We start from the raw sequence: 20,263 nt of genomic DNA, 5'->3' as shown, positions 1-20,263 counted from the left end.
CGCGCATCGGAAAAAAGATGACTTCACTCGGGCAGCTGACTGTCTCCACTCGACCCGCCGGGTTCGTTGCCGGCGAGGAATGCTGCCTGATCAACGTAGAACCGGTTGAGCTCCGCCTCTCCTTGGGCGCGTTCGAGGAAGGCGAGCGCCAGCGTCCGCGCCTCCGGTAGTGTCCGCCCGGCCATCCGGGCGCAGTCGGCAAGATGCCCCAGTACCGATAAAATGGAGAAAGCGACAACGACCATGAAGAAAGCGCCCCCCCCCCTGAAGAAGAAGAAGGGCGTCTCGAAGGAAGGGCAAGGAGGAGACTCTGCCTCTCAGCTGATAGATGCGCGAATCCAGGAGCTGGGTGATTGGCGGGGCAAGACGCTCGCTCGGGTCCGAGCCCTCATCAAGCAGGCTGACCCCGAAGTCGTCGAGGAGTGGAAGTGGGGCGTTCCGGTGTGGTCGCACGCCGGAATCATCTGCACCGGTGAGTCGTACAAGAGCGCCGTGAAGCTGACCTTCGCCAAGGGCGCCTCGGTGGGGGATCCTTCAGGCCTCTTCAACTCCAGCCTCGAAGGCAACACCCGGCGCGCCATCGATTTCCATGAAGGCGACAAGATTGAGGCGAAGGCGTTGAAGGAGCTCATTCGCGCCGCTGTGGCACTGAACATGTCCTCTGCCGGCGAGCGCGAGGCGGTCGCCAAGTCATCAGCCCGTAAGGCTACGAAGGCCGCGGCGAAGGAACCACCGGTGCGCTACCTCTCAGGTGGCAACCCTCAGATCGCGAAGGGAGACGGCGACGCCCCCGTGCAGGCCTATATCGCGGCCATGCCGGGCTGGAAGCACGACATCGGGCGCCGCCTCGACGCGCTCATCGTTCGTACCGTTCCCGGTGTGCGCAAGGCGGTCAAATGGAACTCGCCGTTTTACGGAGCCGAGGGCCAGGGCTGGTTCCTCAGCCTCCATTGCTTCACGAAGTACGTCAAAGTGGCTTTCTTCCGCGGCGCGTCGCTGCGTCCTATTCCCCCCGGTGAGTCCAAGAGCCAGGATACGCGCTACCTCGACATCCACGAGGGCGACACGCTCGACGAAGCTCAATTCGCCCGTTGGGTGAAGCAAGCCAGCAAATTGCCCGGCGAACGAATGTGAGCGGCCAGTGCGAGGTGCGTGCGTGGCGTAAGCCTTCGCCACCCGCACCTCGCCGGTACCGGCATCACCCGGTGAGCCCTTTTCACGGAGGTGTCTGAGGAGCGAAGGCCTGGAGGAATGCCTTCACGCGGGTCTGCGCGTTCTGCCGGATGTTCCCGTAGAACAGGCTGTAGTCATACACGTGATACATGTCTGCGCCGAGTAGGACTTCACGGTACGTCTGGGGCTCAGGCGGGGTGATGACGAGCCAGCCATTGCGGCACTGTGCATCCACCAGCGCCGGGTCGAGCTTCGGCGGCGCGCCAGCCCCCATCGCGAACCGCACGCCTCCGAGGTGGGCCGAGCGCTCCCCGGGCGCCTCATCCGTCTTCCAGGTGAGCGGGTTGGTACAGGTGACCGCCTTGCCGACAATGGACGCCTTCTTCCCGGACGGGTAGCGGTGCTGGAGGACATGGAAGAGGCTCGTATCCGCCGTGGGGCCAATGGCGTTCCAGGTGATGGCGCAGCCGGTCTGCTCGGGGGAGTTGCAGAGCGGGACGTCGGGGAGGGTCTGCGCAAAGACATCCGTCGGGATGGGGACGCCGAGGACATAGGCCGCGATCAACTTCTCCCGCAGCGGCTTGCCGGTGATGAAGTCCTCCATCAGGCGGAGGGCGTGCATCGTCCCCTGGCTGTGTGAGGCGATGATGAAGGGCCGCCCGTGGTTGTAGTGGCTCAGGTAGTACTCGAAGGCGGCACGTACATCGCTGTAGGCCACGTCCCACGCCTTGCCTGCTTCCTCCGGTGAAGCTTGCTGTGCGCCATACGCCACCTGGCGGTAGCGGGGTGCGTAGACGCGGCAGCATGCGTTGAAGGCGCTCGCCTGGTTGCGGAGGATGTCCTGTTCGACGATGTCTCTCGCCATCGGCTCATCCACCGGCGCATTCCACGTCTTGTTGCTGAAGTACGTGGTGGGGTGGAGGAAGAAGACATCTACAGGGGCAGCAGACTGGCTCTCAGTGGAGTCCATGGCGGGCACCACGTCCGCGTCGTCCTTGCGATCGGGAAGTGCGGCCCAGCTTGCGGGGGAGCCGTAGTCGGGCGCTGGCGGCTGGGGCGTGGCAGCGAAGGTCGTCGACGGCGGCTTGCTGGCCTGGATGAACATGAGGATCATCGCGATCTTCGGCCCGAACAGCGCGGCCGACACAGCGACCAGCGCCACGACGATACCGGCACCCCAGAGCAGCTTCCTCGAACGACCTGCCATTGTGATCTCCCCTTGGGAATTCTTTTATCAGTCGGGGAACAGCTGCACCCATCGCCCGTCGAAGCCACCGCTCGCTGGCAGGTACCACGCTCCCGGCAGCCAGAAGCCCACCTCTACACCGTCGGTCGAGTCGACGGTGCCGGAGTGGACGAAGTAGTCGTGCTGCCACCAGAAGGAGTTGGGCGAGGTGGGGTAGCCGCTCGCGCTCGCGCGCGTCCTCCCGCGAGAGTCCGCCACCGTGCTGGCCCAGGCGTTCGCGTGGAAGTCGTTGTAGTCCGCGGTACTCGAGTCCGAGGCGTTGGCATTGAGCTCGTAGGTTCCCACGAGCCATTTCTTGGCGATGATGCCGTCGCGGTCGTCCTCGTTCTCGATGTCCCGCGTCGCGGTGTAGAAGCGCTGCATCCCCGGGCTGACCTCGGCCTGCCCGGCCTCGTTGACGATCGGGCTCTCCAGGTAGAAGTCACGGTAGTCCGTGCTCAGCCAGTGCGTCTGGTAGCCACCGTATTGCCAGTGCGTCGGCAGGATGTCCGCGAGGTCCTGCAGCTCGTAGGTCACTCGCTTGACGTTGGGCCACGTGGCGGTCGTGCCATTGTCCATCCGGCTCGCCAGCGCGTCCGCCGTCGCGTAGCTGATGGCCTGCGCGCCGAAGGCCGAGACCGCTCCGGCCGAGCCCTGCGGCACGAAGGCGTAGTGGAGGTTCTTCCGGCCATCGTCGTTGTTCACGTCGACCTGGGCCTTGGCGCTCGAGGACGCCATCTGGCTCGCGATCCAGGCATACGAGTCCCCCACGAAGCGCAGCTCCTGCCCGTGGGGCGCCAGCAGCTTGTCCGACCACTCGGCTTGCCAGAGCAGCAGGTGCTTGCCGGTGGAGGTCTGCATGAACTGGAACTCGGTGCTGCCAGCCTGACGGATCACGTTGCGCTTGTGCTGCGTGACGACGGCAAACGCGACGGACTCACCGCTCCCCGGCGAGCCGGTCACGTTCCGGACGTGCAGCTCCACGCGCTCCCAGTCATGCAGTTGGTAGTCGCCCGAGGCGTTCTTATCGAGCGCGTGATAGATGTGGTAGATCAGGACGAGGTTCTTGCCCCCATCCATGTACTCGATGAGCGCGGTGTAGAGCGTCGGCCGGATGCGCCAGTTCTCATAAGCGCTCGGCCCCGTGCGCGAGGCGTTGATGTACTGGTAGATGTTCTTCCAGTTGCGCTTGTTGTTCGAGAAGTCGCCGTCCTGATCGAAGTTGAAGTTCGTGATCCAGTCGTAGCCATGACGGTTGTCATTGGCGTTGGCGCGCTTGAACACGATTGGGGCGTAGTAGTGCAGGTAGGCCTGCCGCTGGGGGGTGCTGAGCGTCCACGCCTGCGCATGGGCGTTCGACGTTGGCACGCAGAGGCACGCGAGCATGAGCGCGAGCGCGCCGAAAGACCCGAACCTCCGTGACGCTTCCGACAGTCTCTGCTGGATGGCGAGCATGGCGGCGGAAGGAAGCATGCCCCCTCTGCTCCGGTCAAGCTGGAATCGTTGAATTAGCTGATTTCCAAGAAATGCTTGGCCGCGCTCAATGGCTGACCACAGGCTGTAGGAACAGCAGGTAGTGCTCCGGAAGGCCGTTGTACTCGGAGACGACGGAGTAGCCCGCAGCCTCGGCGGCGGCGACCAGTGGTGGACGCATCGCCCGAAGGTGCGTCACCGCAATCCGGCCGTTCGGAGTGAGTGCGGAACGCAGTTGGGTCAGGTAGGCCACGCGGTCGGAGAAGAAGTGGTCCACCTCGGAGAGAAGGATCAGATCGTACGCGTCTTTCTCGAGACCAGGCGCGTCCGGTGGCACCTTCCGCACCACGATGTTTTTCCGCTCGGATACACGGGTGCGAAGCATCCCAAGGGCCTCGTCATTGATGTCGGTCGCGACCACCTGTCCCGTTGGACCGACCGCATCGGAGAGCCGCAGCGTGAGGTAACCGAGACCGGCCCCGACATCGGCAACCCGCTGTCCCGGGGCAATCCCCAGCGCGGCGACGAGCTTGGCGGGCTGACGGGATCGGTCATACGCGGCATCCACGCCTTCCACTCCGCCAACACCATGCAGCTCGGTGGGTTGCTCCTGTGTGGACGTCCTCTCGGAGCGGCAGGCGCCTGCCGTGATCGTCATGAGACAGAGCCACAGCCACGCGAAACGGCGAGGCGTTGCATCATCACGAAGGCGAGTCATTCCGGTCTCCAGGCCAGAGAGGGGAAGGCATGTGCGTCAAACCACGTCAGCATCTCCTGGTCGATCTCTTTGATGAACAGGTCCTCGGTGCCTGCAAGGCGCCGAGGGCGGCAGGCCACGGAGGGGAGTGGTAGAATTGCGCCATGAATGCGCGCCTCCTGCTCGCGGTGTTGATGCTGGGAGCACTGGGGTGTTCCTCCGAGTTCCATGCAGCCGCCGCCGGGCCAACGCACCCGGTCGTGTTCGCCCATGGGATGGGGGGCTTCAACAACATCCTCGGGTTCGACTACTGGGGAAACGACTACGGGGTGTTCGTCGGGGACCCGTGCAACGGGTTCTTCGAGCTCAACTGCAACCCCTACCTGGATGACCGCCAGCAGACCTTCATCGCCCAGGTCCCGGCGTTCGAGTCCTCCGAGGTCCGCGGGCTCGATCTGGCCGCGGACATCGAGGGCTACATGGCCACCGCCGGGGCGGGCTTCGTCAACATCATCGGACACTCCCAGGGAGCCCTCGATGCGCGCAAGGCGGCCCGGGTGCTGTACGAGCGGCGCGGGTACACAGCCGTCAAGGTGCTGATCAGCGTCTCCGGGCCGCACCGGGGCTCGCCCGTGGCCCGCTACATCTTGGAGAAGGGGCCGGGCGTCACCGACGTGCTCGACACCCTGGCCAAGTACTTCGGCGACTCTGTCTACGAGCAGGGCAATGACGGGTACGCGGGTGCGATGCAGCTCATCTACGACGACTTCGATGCGGACGACGGCAAGGTGACGGGCATGAAGGCGTTCAACCTCGCGTACCCAGTGGACTCCCAGTATGCGGCCCGCTACCTCTCGGTGATCACCGCGCAGGATGGGTTGAGCGTGAACCCGGCCCTCTTTCTCCTCAACACGTTCTTCTTCGACATCGACGGCAACGGGTACTGCTCGAATGACTGTGGGAAGGATGGGATCGCCGGCATGGGCGATGGGGTGAAGAACGAGGCCGATGATGACGGGATGGTGGGCATCAACTCGCAGCAGGTGGGCTACCGGCTGAACTACCGGGAGAAGCTCATCGGGCGAGGGACGGTCACCACCGTCTCCAATCTGGGCTTCGTGGACTCCGCGAATGAACCCACCTTCGAGCAGGCCACCTCCTCAGAGTTCATCCTCCACCAGGACCACCTCGACGTGATCGGCGTGGGCCCGGACACCTTCGACGAGCTGGGGTTCTACGCCGCCCTCATCGACTCGATCGCCCGCTTCGACCTGCCGCCGAGGCGCTGGCTCTTCCCGCCCTTCAAGCCCTCGCCCGAGCCGAATACCGAAAACCCATGAGCCAGCCGCCCTCGCCGCTGCCATTCCCCACCAGCCTCTGTCACCGGTGCGCGGCGCCTCCCCGGTATGTGCAGACGAAGACCTCCACCTTCATCCTCTGCCCGCTGCTGCCGTCGAAGTATCCGCCCCAGCCAGTGCTCGCCTGTGCGCTGTTCCGCCCGGCGGAGCCTGGAAACACAGGGGCTTGACCCTCACGCAACGTGAGGCCCTATCTCTTCGCGTGGAGGTGAGGACGATGTCTCTGACCGTGAGCCAGGTCGCCAAGCTGGCGGGCGTCAGCGTGCGGACGCTGCACCACTATGACGAGATTGGCCTGCTCCAGCCCTCTGGGCGGAGCGAGGCGGGGTACCGGCTCTACGAGCAGCTGGACCTTCAGCGGCTGCAGCAGGTGCTCTTCTTCAAGGAGCTCGGCTTTCCGCTGGAGGAGATCTCCCGCATTGTCAGGGATCCGGCCTTCGACCTCCGGGCCGCACTGCTCATGCAGCGGCGGCTCCTCACCGAGCGGTCCACCCGCGTCCAGGCGCTCATTGGCGCGGTGGATGCGGCGCTCGACTCACTCGAGAAGGGAACGGTCATGACGAAGGAAGAGATGTTCGAGGTGTTCGGCGACTTCGATCCCTCGAAGTACGAGGACGAGGCTCAGCAGCGCTGGGGCAATACCGAGGCCTACAAGGAGTCCGCTCGGCGGACGAAGCGCTACACGAAGCAGGACTGGGTGCGCATCAAGGCCGAGGGCGAGCAGATCCAGCGCGACCTGGCGGCGCACCTGGAGGCCGGGCACGCGCCCACGGATCCCGCGGTGCTGGAGGTGGCCGAGCGCCACCGCGCTTACATCTCCCGGTGGTTCTACCCGTGCTCGTACGAGATCCATCGAGGGCTCGGCGAGCTGTACGTGAACGATCCGCGCTTCACGGAGAACATCGACAAGCTGAAGCCGGGGCTCGCGGCGTTCACGCGGGAAGCGTTCCGGGCCAACGCCGAGCGCGCGGCCGGGTAGAAACGACACGGCCCCTCCCTCGCGCCAGGCGAAGGAGGGGCTGTGGAGGTGAAGCTCGCGAAGTCGATCAGCCGTTGATGACGCCCTTGAACGGCAGGGTGTGCACGGGCAGCTCCGGGAAGGGCAGCGGGCGGGGCAGGGGCAGCGGCGTCGGACGCGGGAAGGGCAGCGGGTGCGGGAAGGGCTTCAGGTGGAACTGGGTGCCCGCCTTGCTGTGGTAGTTGATGTCGCGGTCGGCGGCGCCCAGCTTGTCGGCCAGCTCGGCGCGCTCCTTCACGGAGTCCGCGTCGCCGCGGGCGTCGGCGATCTCCACTTGGTCACCGAGCAGCTCGCCAGCCTCGCTGTTGGTGATGTTGCCGCTGCGGCGGCCGTCGGCGAGGCGGCCGATCTGATCCGCCTGGCGCTGCGCATTCTGGTCGAGCTTGGCGAACGCGTTGCGGTCGCCGTTGTGGCTGGCCTGGTAGACGTTGAGCGCGGCCTTGGCCTGCATCGACGCGAGCTGGAGCTGCTCCCCCTTGGACAGCTTGCCGTCCGCCATCGCCTTCTGCTGGTAGGCGGCGATGTCCTGCTGCTCCTTCAGGAGACGCTCGGCCTCCTGCGCGGTGACGGAGCCGTTACGGACGCCGTTGGAGATCTGATCCAGCTGGTTGGCCTGCGTGGCGCGCGACTTGGCGTCCGGCTGGAACACGGGGGGCAGCGGGTGCGGGAACGGGGGGAAGCAGCCACCCGGACCCCGCTGGAACTCATCGCGGGCCACCAAGCCGGTGGTGGGCTTGCCCTCGACGGCGGGCTTGGTCTCGGCGGCGATCTTGGTCTCGGCGGTACGGGCAACGGCGGGGGCGGCGACAGAAGAGTTGATGCGCATGACTGAGTCCTTTTTTTGGGAAACCGCTCGGTGGCGGTTTGTATGACTGACCCCTACTGCAGCCCGCATGCCAGCAGATGCGCGCAGGGGGTGCGAAGGGTAAGGCTCAGGAAATTCAAGGGCTTGAGAAGAAGCGGGGACTCGAGAGGTGGTGACAACAGCCACCAGGTGAGGGTGGTGACGACAGTCACCACCGGTGACAACCGTCATCCCCTGGGGGGCCCACGTGGACGGGAAACACAAAGGGCCCGGAACCGGGTGGCTCCGAGCCCTTCGCTGCTCACGTCCGAGACGCGATTACTTCTTCTTGATCGTGATCTTCGTCTCAGCGGTCTTGTCGCCGCTCTTCGCGGTGATCGTCACGGCGCCCACCTTCACGGCCGTCACCTTGCCGGTGGCGTCCACGGTGGCCAGCTTCTCGTTGCTGGAGGTGAAGGTCGGCGTCACGCCGGCGATGGCCGCACCGTCGGCTGCCTTGGCGGAGACCTTCAGATCCGCGGTCTCGCCCACCTTCAGCGCCGCCGGCGCGCCCTCGAAGGCCACCGAGGCCACCTCGGGCAGCTTCACCGTCACCTCCACCTGCTGACGCAGCGCGCCCGAGGTCGCCGTGATCTGCGTGGTGCCCGCACCCTTGGCCGTCACCGTGTTGCCGCTCACCTCGGCGATCTTCGCGTCCGCGCTGGAGAACTCCACCGCCGAGCCCTGCACCGGCCGGCCCGCGTCGTCCTGGACCTGCGCGTCGATCGTCGCCGTGGTGCCAATGCCCGTCAGCGCGATGGGGCCGCCCTTCAGCACGATGGCTCCGGGGATGCTGACCTCCACCGGTACCTTCGCGTTCTTCTCGCCACCCTTCACCTCGACGCTGGCCGAGCCGCTCTTCACCGCGACCACCGTGCCGTTCGCGTCCACCGTGGCAACCTTCGGATCGCTCGAGGAGAACTCGAACTTCACCCCGTCCACCGGCTTGCCGTCCGCCGTCACCGCCGAGGCCTTCAGCATCTCCTTCTTGTTCGCCTCGGTGAACGACAGCTGCTTCGGCTCCACTTCGATGCGCTCCACCTTCTTGCAGGCGGACACGAGGGTGAGCAGTGCAACGGCGATCGCGGGATTCAACAGGCGCTTCATGGATGTCTTCCTTCCCACTCGCTTGAACGCGAGCGACTGTGTGCGAAACAACTTGCAGTCCAAAAGAAAGGGCTCAAGGCCCGATAGCCCATAGCAAATCTCGCGTGCTGGTGCCTACCTTCCTGTGCGGAGACCCGCGCCCCCCCGGCTCATGATCGAGATCACTCCCCCCGCCACGCTCGCCGCGCTCTGGGATGAAGTCCGCCTCCAGGAGCGCCCGCCGCTTCCCCTCGTTCGCCATGCCCAGGTGGTGGCCTGGCTGCGGCGGCTCCAGCAGACCGCGCCGGAGCTGTTCCACATCGAGGAGGTGGGACGCTCGGTGGAGGAGCGCGCCATCCACCATGTGCGGGTGGGTACGGGCGCCCGGCACGTGCTGCTCTGGTCGCAGATGCACGGCGACGAGCCCACCGCCACCACGGCGCTCTTCGAAGTCTTCGAGTACCTGCGGCGCTATCGCCAGGAGCCTCGGGTGGCGCAGCTGCTCTCGGTGCTCACCGTGCACGCCGTGCCGCTGCTCAATCCGGACGGCGCCGAGCGCTTCCAGCGCATCAACGCGCAGGGCATCGACATCAACCGCGATGCGCTGATGCTGCAGACCCCGGAGGGCCGGACGCTCAAGGCGCTGCGGGATCGGCTCCAGCCGTCGCTCGGCTTCAACCTGCACAACCAGGATTGGCGCACGGCGGTGGGAAAGACGGGCAAGCCCGCGTCGATCTCGCTGCTGGCGCCGGCCTTCGATGAGGCTCGCAGTGACAACCCGGGGCGGGTGCTCGCCAAGAAGGTGTGTGCCGTCATCCGGGATGCGCTCGAGCCGCTCATGCCAGGACAACTGGGGCGCTACAACGACGCCTTCGAGCCCCGGGCCTTCGGCGACAACATGGGGCGCTGGGGCACGCCCTCCGTGCTGATCGAGACCGGGCCCTGGCCTGGCCGCGAGACCGAGGGCCCCCTGCTGCGGCTGAACTTCGTGGCGCTGGTCTCCGCGCTGGAGTCGCTCGCGAACGGCCACGCGGAGCAGGCGCGCTTGGAGCGCTACGACACGATTCCTCTGAACGACTCGAAGGGGCTGCTCCACCTGATCGTGAAAGGCGCCCACGTCTTCGGAGAGGCGGGGCCGGCCTTCGTCGCCGATGTGGGCGTGGCCGTCAGCCCGGCGGTGCGCAAGCAGGAGGGGACGGCTCAAGCGGGGATGGCGGGGGTGATCGCGGAGCTGGGGGATCTGCGGGTGTTCGGGGCGTTCGAGACGGTGGATGCCCAAGGGCTCACGGTGGTGCCGTTGCCGGCGCGGGACGTGAAGGAGGGAGACCACGTGCCGCTGCCGCCCCGGCGCGAGTGCGAGCTGGGGGTGGGGCAGCTGGCGAAGCTGATGCTGCTGCGGCCAGTGGAGCCCGCAGGCACCTGGCGCGTGGAGCGCATCATCCGTTTCGATCGGTAAGGATGCGATGACAGGCCCAGTCTCACGTACGAGCCTGCTGCTCCTCCTGACAGTGTTGACGGCGTGTGGCGGCGACGAGCCCCTGGAGCAGCTCGAGGAAGAAGCAGCGGACTGCCCGTTGCTTCCCGCCGTGCCGCTGGGCAGCGCGCCGTCGACCTCGGTGCTGCTCAACGCGTACTACCTCCAGGACGAGGCCGCCCGGGAGATCCGTGGCGGGCTCGGGGAATCTCCCGTGGTGGAGGAGACGCTGGCCAAGGCGGCGGCGCTCGGCGCCTGGGGCGTGCGCACGCTCGGGTTCAATGACGATCCGAACAAGCGAGGAGTGTCCACCATTCAGGTGGCGCCGGGCGTTTATGACGAGACCAGCCTGCAGGCGCTGGACCTGGTCCTCACGCGGGCGGCCCACCATGGGGTGAAGCTCGTGCTGCCGCTCGGCAACTTCTGGAATGCCTATGGCGGCGCGCGTCAATACGTGACGTGGGCGGGGCTCCCGGATCCGAAGGAGGGAGATCCTCGCTTCTTCACCCATCGCGGGGTGATCGGGCTCTACACGCAGTACATCACCACGCTGCTCTCTCGCGTGAACACACTGGACGGGATCCGGTATGGCGAGCATCCGGCGGTGCTCGGCTGGGAGCTGCTGAACGAGCCCCGTGGCGTAGGCCTGGATCGCCGAGGGGAGGCGATGCGGGCCTGGGTGGACGAGCTCTCCGGGGTGGTGCAGGCCCTGGCTCCCGGGCATCTGGTGGGGACAGGAGAGGAGGGCTTCGACACATCCTTCGAGGGCTATGACGCGGGGGCTTGGCGCAGCGCGTCGGGTTCGTCTCTGTTCGAGGCCTCCACGAGCTTCCGGCAGAACACGGCCTCGCCGCTCATCGGCTTCGGGAGCGCGCACTTCTACCCGGAGGCGTGGGGTCTCCGGCCCGGGGCCATGGCGCGGAGCGGCGCTCGTTGGATCTCCGAGCACGCCGCGCTCGCGGGCCAGCTGGGCAAGCCGCTCTTCCTCGGGGAGTTCGGCCTGAGCAACCAGGGCGTGTTCTCGCTCGAGGAGCGGCGGGCCCTCTACCGGGGGTGGCTGCGCTGCGCGTGGCGCGCGGGCGTGGGAGGGATTGCACCGTGGATGTTTGCCTACGACGCGCGCCCGGATGCGTGGGATGACTTCACGTTCTACTTCCGCGATGGCACTACCCCGGAGGACCCGAGCAATCGGTATGCCGATCTCGTCATCGAGGCGGCGGCGCGAGCTGGAAGCCGGTGAATGGCGAGCTGCGCCATGCCCTGCAGGGTCTCTGATTCGGCACTGGACCTGTTGCGGCGGTGGCCTTGGCTGTCCGCGGGAAGGGCACTGGCTTCACGCCGGGGAGTGCTAAAACACTCCGCAGGATGAAGCATCTCGGGCCAGATCTGTCTCAGCCCTCGGCCTCGCTCGCGAGCGCGCTGCCCTCGGAAGAGGAGCGGTCGTTCTTGCAAGAGCGGCTGAAGTTCTTGTTCAAGACGCTCTTCCTGCTGTCCGGCGGCTTCTACGCCATCACCAGCATCACGGTGCCCCTGCTGCGCGGCGACCCGCTGCTGCGGATCTTCACTGCGTCGAGCTCGGTCTTCCACTTGGGCGCCGTGGTGATCGCATTCGGCTTCTGGCAGGTCTGCCGGCGGGGGGCCCACTCGCTCAGGCTCCTGCGCCTGTGCGACTCCATGGGGTTGCTGGGCGCGCTCTACCTGCTGAAGGTGGATGCGTACATCGACAACGACTCCCACGCGCTGATGCTGGTCACCAACGCGGTGATCATCTCCCGGGCGGTGCTCATCCCCGGCTCGATCCGCCGGGCGTTCTGGATGTCCGTGGCCGGCGCGCTGCCGGATCCGGTCTTCCTCGGGATGATGCGGGTCAAGTCGAGCGGGGGCTTCCTGGTGCCCGCGCTGGAGGCGCTGCTGTGGAGCGCCATCGCGATCATCATGGCCTCGCTGGTGACGCGGGTGATCTATGGCCTGCGCAAGCAGGTGAGGGATGCGCGCAAGCTGGGCCAGTACACGCTGCTGCAGATGTTGGGGGCCGGGGCCATGGGGGACGTCTACCTGGCCAGCCACGCGATGATGCGCCGCCGCACGGCCATCAAGGTCCTGCGCGCCAGCCATGATGGCCACGGCCTGGAGCGCTTCGAGCGTGAGGTGCAGCTCACCAGCCAGCTCACCCATCCCAACACGATTGCCATCTACGACTATGGCCGCACCGCCGAGGGCCTCTTCTATTATGTGATGGAGCACCTGGAAGGCATGGACTTGGAGCGGTTGCTGGCCGCCTCGGGGCCTCTGCCGCCCGCGCGCGTCATTCACATCCTCCGCCAGGTGTGCGGGGCGCTGGAGGAGGCGCATGGCCTGGGGTTGCTCCACCGCGACATCAAGCCCGCCAACCTCTTCCTCTGCCGCCGCCGCGGCGTGCCAGATCTGGTGAAGGTGCTGGACTTCGGGCTGGTGAAGCAGGTCGGAGGCTCCGAGGCGGGTGGTTCCGCCCAGGCCCCCGTGGTGGTGGGAACTCCGCACTACATGGCGCCCGAGGCGATCCTGGATCCCATGAAGGTGGATGGACGCGGGGATCTCTACTCGCTGGGCGCCGTGGGCTATGCGCTGCTCACCGGCACTCACGTCTTCAAGGGGCAGAGCGCCGCGGAGATCTGCTCGCACCATGTGAACACGACGCCGGAGCTGCCCTCTGTGCGGCTGGGGCGCGCGCTGCCGGACGATCTGTGCGGCACCATCCTCCGCTGCCTGGAGAAGCGCCCTGAGACCCGTTTCTCCAGCACTCGGGAGCTGCGGATCGCGCTGGAGCTGTGCGCGGACGCGGGCAAGTGGACGGAGGAGGACTCCGAGCGGTGGTGGGAGCAGAACGCCGCCTCGCTGGAGACGGCGGCGGTGCGCCACACGCCGCAAGAGCTCACGGGGACTCAGACGGTGGTGACGAACTCGCTGGGGCGCGTGGCTGCATAGTCGGGCTACACCGCAGCCTTGACCGCCGCCAGCAACTCGCCCGAGTCGATCAGCTCGCTCACCGCCGAGATGTCCCGGTGCAGCTCGCGGTCCTTCTCCATCGTCGGCACCTTGCGGCGGATGAGCTCGTACGCGGCCTGCGGGCCCCGACCCGCCTTCACCGGCTGCCGGTAGTCCAGCGCCTGCGCCGCCACCAGCATCTCGATGGCCAGGCACGAGCGGGTGAACTCCGCCACCTGCCGCGCCTTGAGCGCCGCCGTCATGCCCATGGACACGTGATCCTCCCGGCCCGCCGAGGACGGAATCGAATCCACCGATGCCGGGTGACTCAGTATCCGCGACTCCGCCACCAGCGCCGCGCTCGTCACCTGCGCGATCATGAACCCCGAGTTCAACCCCGAGTTCTTCGCCAGGAACGGCGGCAGCCCCGACAGCGACGGGTTCACCAGCTGCTCCACCCGGCGCTCGCTGATCGCCGACAGCTGCGTCAGCGCCATGGCCGCCACATCCAGCGCCAGCGACACCGGCTGCCCGTGGAAGTTGCCGCCCGAGACGATCCGCTCCGAGTCCACGAACACCAGCGGGTTGTCCGTGGCGCTGTTCACCTCCACCTCCAGCACCCGCCGCGCGAACGAGAGCCCATCCCGCGCCGCCCCGTGCACCTGCGGCATGCAGCGCAGGCTGTACGGATCCTGCACCTTGCTGCAGTTCACGTGCGTCTCCACCAGATCGCTCCCCGCAAGCAGCCGCCGCAGGTGCGCCGCGCACGTCTTCTGCCCCGGGTGCGCCCGCACCTCGTGGATCTCCGGGATGAAGGGCTTGTGGCTCCCCAGCAGGCCCTCCAGCGTCATCGTCCCGGCCAGATCCGCCATGTCCGCCAGCAACTCCGCTCGCATCTGGAGCAGGGTGCCCACCGCGCACATGGCCTGCGTGCCGTTCACCAGCGCCAGGCCCTCCTTGGCCTCGAGCACCACCGGCTGCAGCCCCGCCCGCTCCAGCGCCTGCCGCGCCGGGAGCCGCTGCCCCTGGTAGAACGCCTCACCCTCGCCGATGAACACCAGCGCCAGGTGCGCCAGGGGCGCCAGGTCTCCCGAGGCCCCCACACTGCCGCGCTCGGGCACTACCGGCACCACGTCCCGATTCAGCATCTCCAGCGCCAACTGCAGCGTCTCTGACCGGATCCCCGAGTACCCCTTTGCCAGCACGTTGCACCGCAAGAGGAGCAGCGCCCGCGCCTCGCCCAGCGGCAGCGGCGAGCCCACCCCCGCCGCGTGCGACAAGATCAGGTTGCGCTGCAGCTCCCGCAGGTCCTTCTTGTCGATCCGGACCTCGGCCAGGGTGCCAAAGCCCGTGTTGATGCCGTACGAGGGCTCGTCTCCCGCAGCCACCTTGTCCACCAGCGCCCGTGAGGCCCGCACCCGGGCGGCGGCCTCGGGGGCCAACTCCACGGTGACTTCATGGCGGGCCACCTGGAGGATCTCCTCCAGCTTCAGGGTGTCTCCATCGATGAGCAGGCGGGGCAAGGACATGGGGGCTCCAAGGAAAAGGGCGCGCACCGTAGCCCATTCAGGGCTCGGGGCCAGTCACGCGCGCTCTCTGTATCACGACGGCTTTGACACGCGGGGATGTGCTCAATAGGGTCCGCCCGTCAAGCAGAGAGGGGTTCAAGCACCTTGGCACTCATCGTCCAGAAGTACGGCGGAACCTCGGTCGGCGACGTCGAGCGCATCAAGAACGTGGCACGCCGGTGTATCGCGGCCCAGAAGGCCGGTCATGAAGTGGTGGTGGTGGTCTCGGCCATGTCCGGAGAGACCAACCGCCTGCTGAAGCTGGTGTCACAGATCACCGATCGGCCCAGCGAGCGCGAGCAGGACGTGGTGGCCGCCACCGGCGAGCAGGTCACCATCGGGCTGGTGTCGCTGGCCATCCAGGCGCAGAAGCGCAAGGCCGTCAGCTTCATGGGCCACCAGGTGGCCATCACCACCGACAGCGCCTTCTCCAAGGCCCGCATCAAGAGCATCGACGCCGAGAAGATCCGCGCCGCACTGAAGAAGAAGCACATCGTTGTCGTGGCGGGCTTCCAAGGCGTGGATGAGGACGGCAACGTCACCACGCTGGGCCGCGGTGGCTCGGACACCACGGCGGTGGCCCTGGCCGCGGCGCTCAAGGCCGATGCCTGCGAGATCTACACGGACGTCGACGGCGTCTACACCACCGACCCCAACGTGGCCCCCGCGGCCCGCAAGCTCGATCGCATCTCCTACGAGGAGATGCTGGAGCTGGCCAGCGTGGGCGCCAAGGTGCTGCAGATCCGGTCGGTCGAGTTCGCGATGAAGTACAAGGTGCCGCTCTGGGTGAAGTCCTCTTTCACGGACGACCCGGGCACGCTGGTGTGTGAGGAGGACCCTTCGATGGAAGACGTGGTGGTCAGCGGGATTGCGTACGACAAGAACGAGGCGAAGATCGCCATTCGCAGCGTGCCGGACGTGCCCGGCGTGGCGGCGAAGATCTTCGGCGCGCTCGACGAGAAGAACATCATCGTCGACCTCATCGTCCAGAACGTCTCCAAGGATGGGCGCACCGACCTGACCTTCACGGTCGGCAAGGCGGACCTCGTCAAGGCCAAGGATGTGGTGCGCAAGATCGCCAAGGCCATCAAGATCAAGGCCGAGGACGTGGAGATGGACGAGCAGATCTCCAAGGTCTCCATCGTCGGCGTGGGCATGCGCAACCACTCGGGCGTGGCGGCCAAGATGTTCAAGGTGCTCGCGGGCGCCGGTATCAACGTGCAGATGATCTCCACCTCGGAGATCAAGGTGTCGTGCGTGATCCACGCCAACTACACCGAGCTGGCTGTGCGCGAGCTGCACACCGCATTCGGCCTGGACAAGCCCGTCTCCGAGGGCGTGGCCGAGTCCGTGCCGCTGAAGGGCTAGGACGTGAACCGGACGGGCGCACTGGCCGCTGCCGCCCTCGGGCTGGTGGCGTTGGGAGGGGGGGTGCGGTGGCGGTGGCCGAGCCCCAAGCCCACCCTCGACTGCGCGCCCGCCGCGGTCCGCTTCAAGGACGGGGTGGCTGTCTGTGGAGAGGGCGCCCCGCCCAACGGCGCGCAGGCTCTGGCGCTCGGGCTGAAGCTGGACCTCAACGCCGCCTCCGAGGAGGAGCTGGCCCGGGTTCCCGGCGTCGGCCGCTCGCTGGCGCGCAAGCTCGTGGAGGCCCGGCAGGCCCACGGGCGCTTCTCGAGCTGGGCCCAGGTGGACGCTGTCTCCGGCGTCGGCGGTGCCAAGCTGGAGACCCTCCAGGCAGCCACCGAGCTACGAGAGGCGCCGTCCCCCGGCCCCCTGTGGTAAGCACGGAGCGTGCAGATCGCCTGCCCCCAGTGCTCGAAGCAGTACGACCTCGACCCCCGGTTGCTGCCACCGTCGGGGGCCTCGGTGCAGTGCACGCGCTGCAACTACGTCTTCACCGCGCTGCCCTCGGGTGAGGTGGTCGTCCCGAACCAGGCGCAGGGTGGGGCGAAGCCCAAGGGCGATGCTCCTCGCTCGGCGGTGGGGACGAGCACCCAGGTCTTCGGGAGTCCGTTCGACGCCTTCGGGAAGCCGCCGGGTCCCAGCACCAGCACGACGCAGGTCTACGGCGCCATTCCGGCCCCTGGAGCCTCGGGCGCTCCGCCTCCGCCGGACCGGACGCCCTCCTTCGGCACGGGAGTGGCGCCGCCCCCGTCGCAGGACAGAACCCCGAGCTTCGGCTCGGGGGTGATTCCAACGCCCCCGGGGACACCCGTCTTCGGCTCCGGGACGCTTCGACCGGGCCCAGTGGAGAGCGCGCCCCTGCCTGCCGCGGGGAAGACCCAGGTGTTTGGCGCGGTGACACAGCCGCCGCCCTCTCCAGCCACGACGCAGGCGTTTGGCTCGGCCTCTGTCGCCGCCAAGCCCCCTTCAGCTGCGACGACTCAAGTGTTCGGCGCTGCGTCGGTCGCCTCGAAGGCCGCTCCTCCCGCGAGCACGACGCAGGTCTTTGGCGCGGTCCCGGCCCCTCCGCAGGAGGCTTCGCCGGCCAGCACGCAGGTGTTCGGTTCCGCAGCCGTGGCCGCCAAGGCTCCCTCGCCGTCGACGACGCAGGTCTTCGGTGCTGTCCCTTCAGGGGCCCCCCTGGCGACGACCGCCACCACCCAGACATTCGGTTCCACCGAGGTCCAGGCCGCGCGCAAGGCGAAGGAAGCTGGGAGTTCCACGCCGTGGCTGTCCGAGCCCGGTCCCGCGCCGGCTCCGCCCCGAGCCGCTCCCTCCATCGCACTCCCCGAGGAGCCCGCCGCGCTGCCGGGAGCCAACCTCCCGCCATTCCCGCAGCAGGAGGCCCCCATTGCACGCAGCGGCCCTCACGCCTCCTCGCGCCACAGCGCTCCCGTCGAGCTGCCCCCGGAGATGATGGTCTCCAGCCCGGGCGCGCGCGCGGGCGCCGCCCCGGAGCCGTCCACGGGCGGTGGGAAGGAGCGGGTGCTGCTCATCCTCGCGGCCATCGTCGCGTTGGGGCTCACGGCCTGGCTGTCGTATCCCGTCTGGCGCAACCGCGGCACGGAGCTGCCGGGCGATGCGCTGGCCGCCAAGGATCAGGCGGTGAGCCTGTTGCGGCGGGACGATGCTGGCTCCCGGCAGCAGGCCATCGAGATGTTGCGCGGCCTCACGGTTCAGTATCCGAAGTTCACCGAGGCGCAGGCCGAGCTGGTGGTGGGGCTCTCGCTGCAGCTGGATGATATAAAGGCCGAGGCCGAGTTCCTGGACCTGGAGGTGCAGCGCATCCAGCAGGAGATGAACGCCCTGGAAACGAAGAAGTCCCCGGTCGACTGGCAGAGCCGCGTCAACGCGCACAAGCAGGAGCTGTCCGCGCTGAGAGGCCAGAGGAAGCCGCTCGAGGTGTCCTCCCTGGAGCTGACCCAGCAGCTCGATAAGCTGATCCCTGGCCTGCGCGCGGCCCCGGAGACGGAGCCCTCGGCGGACGTGGTGGCGCGGTGGAAAGCACAGGCGGTGTACGCAGGCGTCCGGGGAAATCCCCTGGCGATCTCCCTGGCGGAGCGGCTGAGCAAGCTGGAGTCCCCGCCCCTCTGGAGCGTCGTCACCCGCGTGGAGTACGCCCTCAACGCGCCCTCGCCGGTGAACGCGCTGCCGGAGCTGAGTGACGCCCTGGCCCGGGTGCGCCAGCAGGACAAGACCTTCTTCCGCGCCTACGTGCTGGGCGCTCGGATGGCGCTGCGGCTCAATGACCGGGCGGGGGCGCAGACCTTGCTGAACACGGTGGTGGCGCTCAACCCGAACCACACGCTCGCACCCAAGCTCCAGAAGCGGGCTGCCTCGGCGCCGGCGCCCTGACTGGATTTCAGTTCCCTGTCCTCGGAGGGCTGGAGAAAGTTCAGCGTTGCACGGCCCTCCGGGGTCCCTGCCTTGTGGGCTGAGAGGGATGAGCAGCCCTGTACCGTCGGCACACCCCTTGCTGTCCGATTCTCGAACCGCGGAATCGGGATTTGGGAATGGGGAGGCGAGGGTCATGGCGGTGGTTTTCTTCTGGTGCGCGGCACTGCTGCTCCTACACACGTACTTTTTCTACCCACTGTGGCTGTTCGTGTTCGAAGGTGTGGCGCAGGTGTTCCACAACCTCCGAGCGATGCGGAGAGGGGAGAGGCAGCTCCCAGAGCGCACGCCCGCGCCGCTGCCTTCGGTGAGCCTGGTGGTGGCCGCCTACAACGAGGCGAGCTGCATCCGGCAGAAGCTGGAGAACAGCCTGGCGCTGAAGTACCCGGCGAACCGCTTCGAGGTGGTGATCGGCTCGGATGGCTCCACGGACGGCACGGATGAGCTCGTCCGGGCGTGCACGGACTCACGGGTGCGCCTGTCTCCGGCGCCGCGCGCGGGGAAGACGACGGTGCTCAACCGCTGCATCCCCTCGGCGAAGGGGGACATCATCGTCCTCTCGGACGCCAACACGATGATCGAGCCGGAGGCCATTCAAGCCCTGGTGAAGCACTTCGAGGACCCGGACGTGGGCGCGGTCTGCGGCAAGCTGCGGCTCTACAACCCGACGAAGAAGGACTACGAGGAGAGCGCCTACTGGAACTACGAGTCGCTCATCAAGTTCTACGAGGGCAAGCGGGGCGCGGTGGTGGGCGCCAACGGCGGCCTGTACGCCATCCGCCGCACGCTCTTCACGCAGCTGCCGCCGTCCACCATCGTGGATGACTTCGTCATCCCGCTGCGCATCCTCGAGCAGGGCTACAAGGTCGTCTACGAGGCCGGCGCGGTGGCGCACGAGGAGACCACGGAGGACTACGGCAAGGAGTTCGGCCGCCGCGCGCGCATCGCCGCGGGCAACTTCCAGAGCCTGCGCATGGTGCCGGGGCTGCTGCTGCCCACGGCGGGCTTCCCGGCCTTCGCCTTCTGGTCCCACAAGCTGCTGCGCTGGTGCGCTCCGGCGCTCATGGCGGTGGCGCTGCTGGCCAACCTGTTCCTGCTCGACAGCGTGTTCTACCGGCTGACGCTCTTCACCCAGGTGCTGTTCTACGCACTGGCCTACCTGGGGAAGACAGGCGTGCTGAAGGGCACCGGGCGCCGCATCGCCTCCATGGCCTACTACTTCGTCACCATGAACATGGCCATTGTCGTGGGCTTCTGGCGCTTCCTGCGCAATGCGCAGAAGGCTGCGTGGGATCGTACCGCCCGCGCCTGAGCCTGAAATCACACGCGAGCTGAGCCGGAGCCTCTCGTGCCTCGCGCACGAGGGGCTCTTTTGCGTGGGGGCATCGGCTCCGCTGGGGGGCTTTGACGAGAAGTAAAAAGGAGAGGTACTTTAGGGCTGGGTGAAAACGGACCTGTCCTGAAGTCCAATCCTTTTCTCTTTCATAAAACAATCGCCCGTATTTACAGCTTCTCCTCGTAGGTGCAGCATTTGATATGCTCAAAT

At 67.2% G+C, this 20,263-nt stretch carries 17 protein-coding genes; 11 read left to right on the top strand and 6 right to left on the bottom strand.

The annotated features are described in order from the left end of the window. Positions 1-222: 222 nt before the first annotated feature. Positions 223-1,134, top strand: a complete 912-nt coding sequence (locus tag DB31_RS51525) for a DUF1801 domain-containing protein (protein ID WP_169787023.1) — start codon at positions 223-225, stop codon at positions 1,132-1,134. Positions 1,135-1,216: 82 nt separating this feature from the next. On the opposite strand, the gene DB31_RS09485 is transcribed toward DB31_RS51525, so the two are convergent. The 3 genes from DB31_RS09485 to DB31_RS09475 form a co-directional block, all read right to left on the bottom strand. Next, positions 1,217-2,380: a DUF3089 domain-containing protein gene (locus DB31_RS09485; RefSeq protein ID WP_083968093.1), complete on the bottom strand. Its 1,164-nt coding sequence runs from the start codon at positions 2,378-2,380 to the stop codon at positions 1,217-1,219. A 27-nt stretch (positions 2,381-2,407) separates the two neighbouring features. Further along, a complete protein-coding gene (locus DB31_RS09480; RefSeq protein WP_240486608.1) occupies positions 2,408-3,871 on the bottom strand; it encodes a hypothetical protein in 1,464 nt (487 codons plus the stop codon). A 67-nt stretch (positions 3,872-3,938) separates the two neighbouring features. Beyond that, the gene (locus DB31_RS09475) at positions 3,939-4,589 is read right to left on the bottom strand and encodes a class I SAM-dependent methyltransferase (RefSeq protein ID WP_083968092.1); all 651 of its coding nucleotides are present in this window, start codon (positions 4,587-4,589) and stop codon (positions 3,939-3,941) included. A gap of 143 nt (positions 4,590-4,732) precedes the next feature. Between DB31_RS09475 and DB31_RS09470 the strand changes: the two genes are divergently transcribed. From DB31_RS09470 to DB31_RS09460, 3 genes are read left to right on the top strand one after another with little or no spacing between them, the layout of a single operon-like run. After that, the gene (locus DB31_RS09470; RefSeq protein WP_063769197.1) at positions 4,733-5,908 is read left to right on the top strand and encodes an esterase/lipase family protein; all 1,176 of its coding nucleotides are present in this window, start codon (positions 4,733-4,735) and stop codon (positions 5,906-5,908) included. After that, a complete protein-coding gene (locus tag DB31_RS09465) occupies positions 5,905-6,096 on the top strand; it encodes a hypothetical protein (protein ID WP_044185499.1) in 192 nt (63 codons plus the stop codon). Before DB31_RS09470 ends, DB31_RS09465 begins: the two co-directional genes overlap by 4 nt. A 47-nt stretch (positions 6,097-6,143) precedes the next feature. After that, positions 6,144-6,905, top strand: coding sequence for a MerR family transcriptional regulator (locus tag DB31_RS09460; RefSeq protein WP_044185496.1), 762 nt, complete (start codon positions 6,144-6,146; stop codon positions 6,903-6,905). A gap of 67 nt (positions 6,906-6,972) precedes the next feature. On the opposite strand, the gene DB31_RS09455 is transcribed toward DB31_RS09460, so the two are convergent. Together DB31_RS09455 and DB31_RS09450 are read right to left on the bottom strand one after the other, a co-directional pair. Then, entirely contained in the window at positions 6,973-7,770 is a 798-nt protein-coding gene (locus DB31_RS09455) for a hypothetical protein (protein ID WP_044185493.1), read from the bottom strand. A 297-nt stretch (positions 7,771-8,067) separates the two neighbouring features. After that, the gene (locus DB31_RS09450) at positions 8,068-8,895 is read right to left on the bottom strand and encodes an Ig-like domain-containing protein (protein WP_044185489.1); all 828 of its coding nucleotides are present in this window, start codon (positions 8,893-8,895) and stop codon (positions 8,068-8,070) included. 151 nt (positions 8,896-9,046) lie between these two features. Here DB31_RS09450 and DB31_RS09445 point away from each other — a divergent pair, with 151 nt between their 5' ends. The 3 genes from DB31_RS09445 (at position 9,047) to DB31_RS09435 (ending at position 13,312) form a co-directional block, all read left to right on the top strand. Beyond that, the gene (locus tag DB31_RS09445; protein ID WP_240486607.1) at positions 9,047-10,330 is read left to right on the top strand and encodes a M14 family metallopeptidase; all 1,284 of its coding nucleotides are present in this window, start codon (positions 9,047-9,049) and stop codon (positions 10,328-10,330) included. A gap of 7 nt (positions 10,331-10,337) precedes the next feature. Next, positions 10,338-11,588, top strand: coding sequence for a glycoside hydrolase 5 family protein (locus DB31_RS09440; RefSeq protein ID WP_044185486.1), 1,251 nt, complete (start codon positions 10,338-10,340; stop codon positions 11,586-11,588). 125 nt (positions 11,589-11,713) lie between these two features. Then, a complete protein-coding gene (locus DB31_RS09435; protein WP_083968091.1) occupies positions 11,714-13,312 on the top strand; it encodes a serine/threonine-protein kinase in 1,599 nt (532 codons plus the stop codon). Positions 13,313-13,317: 5 nt separating this feature from the next. Here DB31_RS09435 and hutH read toward each other — a convergent pair whose 3' ends face one another. Next, a complete protein-coding gene (gene hutH, locus DB31_RS09430) occupies positions 13,318-14,841 on the bottom strand; it encodes a histidine ammonia-lyase (RefSeq protein ID WP_044185483.1) in 1,524 nt (507 codons plus the stop codon). A 144-nt stretch (positions 14,842-14,985) separates the two neighbouring features. Here hutH and DB31_RS09425 point away from each other — a divergent pair, with 144 nt between their 5' ends. The 4 genes from DB31_RS09425 to DB31_RS09410 all read left to right on the top strand — a co-directional run bounded on the left by DB31_RS09425 (position 14,986) and on the right by DB31_RS09410 (position 20,029). Continuing rightward, a complete protein-coding gene (locus tag DB31_RS09425; protein ID WP_044185480.1) occupies positions 14,986-16,248 on the top strand; it encodes an aspartate kinase in 1,263 nt (420 codons plus the stop codon). Positions 16,249-16,251: 3 nt separating this feature from the next. Next, entirely contained in the window at positions 16,252-16,662 is a 411-nt protein-coding gene (locus DB31_RS09420) for a ComEA family DNA-binding protein (RefSeq protein ID WP_044185477.1), read from the top strand. A gap of 9 nt (positions 16,663-16,671) precedes the next feature. Then, on the top strand, positions 16,672-18,678 hold the full coding sequence (locus DB31_RS51205) for a zinc-ribbon domain-containing protein (protein WP_052419828.1): 2,007 nt from the start codon (positions 16,672-16,674) through the stop codon (positions 18,676-18,678). 175 nt (positions 18,679-18,853) lie between these two features. After that, positions 18,854-20,029 (top strand): glycosyltransferase family 2 protein, encoded by a 1,176-nt coding sequence (locus DB31_RS09410; protein WP_044185474.1) that lies wholly within the window; start codon positions 18,854-18,856, stop codon positions 20,027-20,029. Positions 20,030-20,263 lie beyond the last annotated feature (234 nt).

Origin of the sequence: Hyalangium minutum, assembly GCF_000737315.1 — a bacterium.
In the GTDB taxonomy this organism is placed as follows: domain Bacteria; phylum Myxococcota; class Myxococcia; order Myxococcales; family Myxococcaceae; genus Hyalangium; species Hyalangium minutum.
This window is presented reverse-complemented; position numbering and strand designations above follow the sequence as displayed.

What these genes read in the sequence shown, in the direction of transcription:
- DB31_RS09445 (WP_240486607.1), top strand. Translation starts at nt 9,047, where the DNA reads ATGATCGAGATCACTCCCCCCGCCACGCTCGCCGCGCTCTGGGATGAA.
- DB31_RS09440 (WP_044185486.1), top strand. Translation starts at nt 10,338, where the DNA reads ATGACAGGCCCAGTCTCACGTACGAGCCTGCTGCTCCTCCTGACAGTG.
- DB31_RS09455 (WP_044185493.1), bottom strand. Translation starts at nt 7,770, where the DNA reads ATGCGCATCAACTCTTCTGTCGCCGCCCCCGCCGTTGCCCGTACCGCC.
- DB31_RS09485 (WP_083968093.1), bottom strand. Translation starts at nt 2,380, where the DNA reads ATGGCAGGTCGTTCGAGGAAGCTGCTCTGGGGTGCCGGTATCGTCGTG.
- DB31_RS09480 (WP_240486608.1), bottom strand. Translation starts at nt 3,871, where the DNA reads ATGCTTCCTTCCGCCGCCATGCTCGCCATCCAGCAGAGACTGTCGGAA.
- DB31_RS09450 (WP_044185489.1), bottom strand. Translation starts at nt 8,895, where the DNA reads ATGAAGCGCCTGTTGAATCCCGCGATCGCCGTTGCACTGCTCACCCTC.
- hutH (WP_044185483.1), bottom strand. Translation starts at nt 14,841, where the DNA reads ATGTCCTTGCCCCGCCTGCTCATCGATGGAGACACCCTGAAGCTGGAG.
- DB31_RS09435 (WP_083968091.1), top strand. Translation starts at nt 11,714, where the DNA reads ATGAAGCATCTCGGGCCAGATCTGTCTCAGCCCTCGGCCTCGCTCGCG.
- DB31_RS51525 (WP_169787023.1), top strand. Translation starts at nt 223, where the DNA reads ATGGAGAAAGCGACAACGACCATGAAGAAAGCGCCCCCCCCCCTGAAG.
- DB31_RS09475 (WP_083968092.1), bottom strand. Translation starts at nt 4,589, where the DNA reads ATGACTCGCCTTCGTGATGATGCAACGCCTCGCCGTTTCGCGTGGCTG.
- DB31_RS09460 (WP_044185496.1), top strand. Translation starts at nt 6,144, where the DNA reads ATGTCTCTGACCGTGAGCCAGGTCGCCAAGCTGGCGGGCGTCAGCGTG.
- DB31_RS09470 (WP_063769197.1), top strand. Translation starts at nt 4,733, where the DNA reads ATGAATGCGCGCCTCCTGCTCGCGGTGTTGATGCTGGGAGCACTGGGG.
- DB31_RS09410 (WP_044185474.1), top strand. Translation starts at nt 18,854, where the DNA reads ATGGCGGTGGTTTTCTTCTGGTGCGCGGCACTGCTGCTCCTACACACG.
- DB31_RS09465 (WP_044185499.1), top strand. Translation starts at nt 5,905, where the DNA reads ATGAGCCAGCCGCCCTCGCCGCTGCCATTCCCCACCAGCCTCTGTCAC.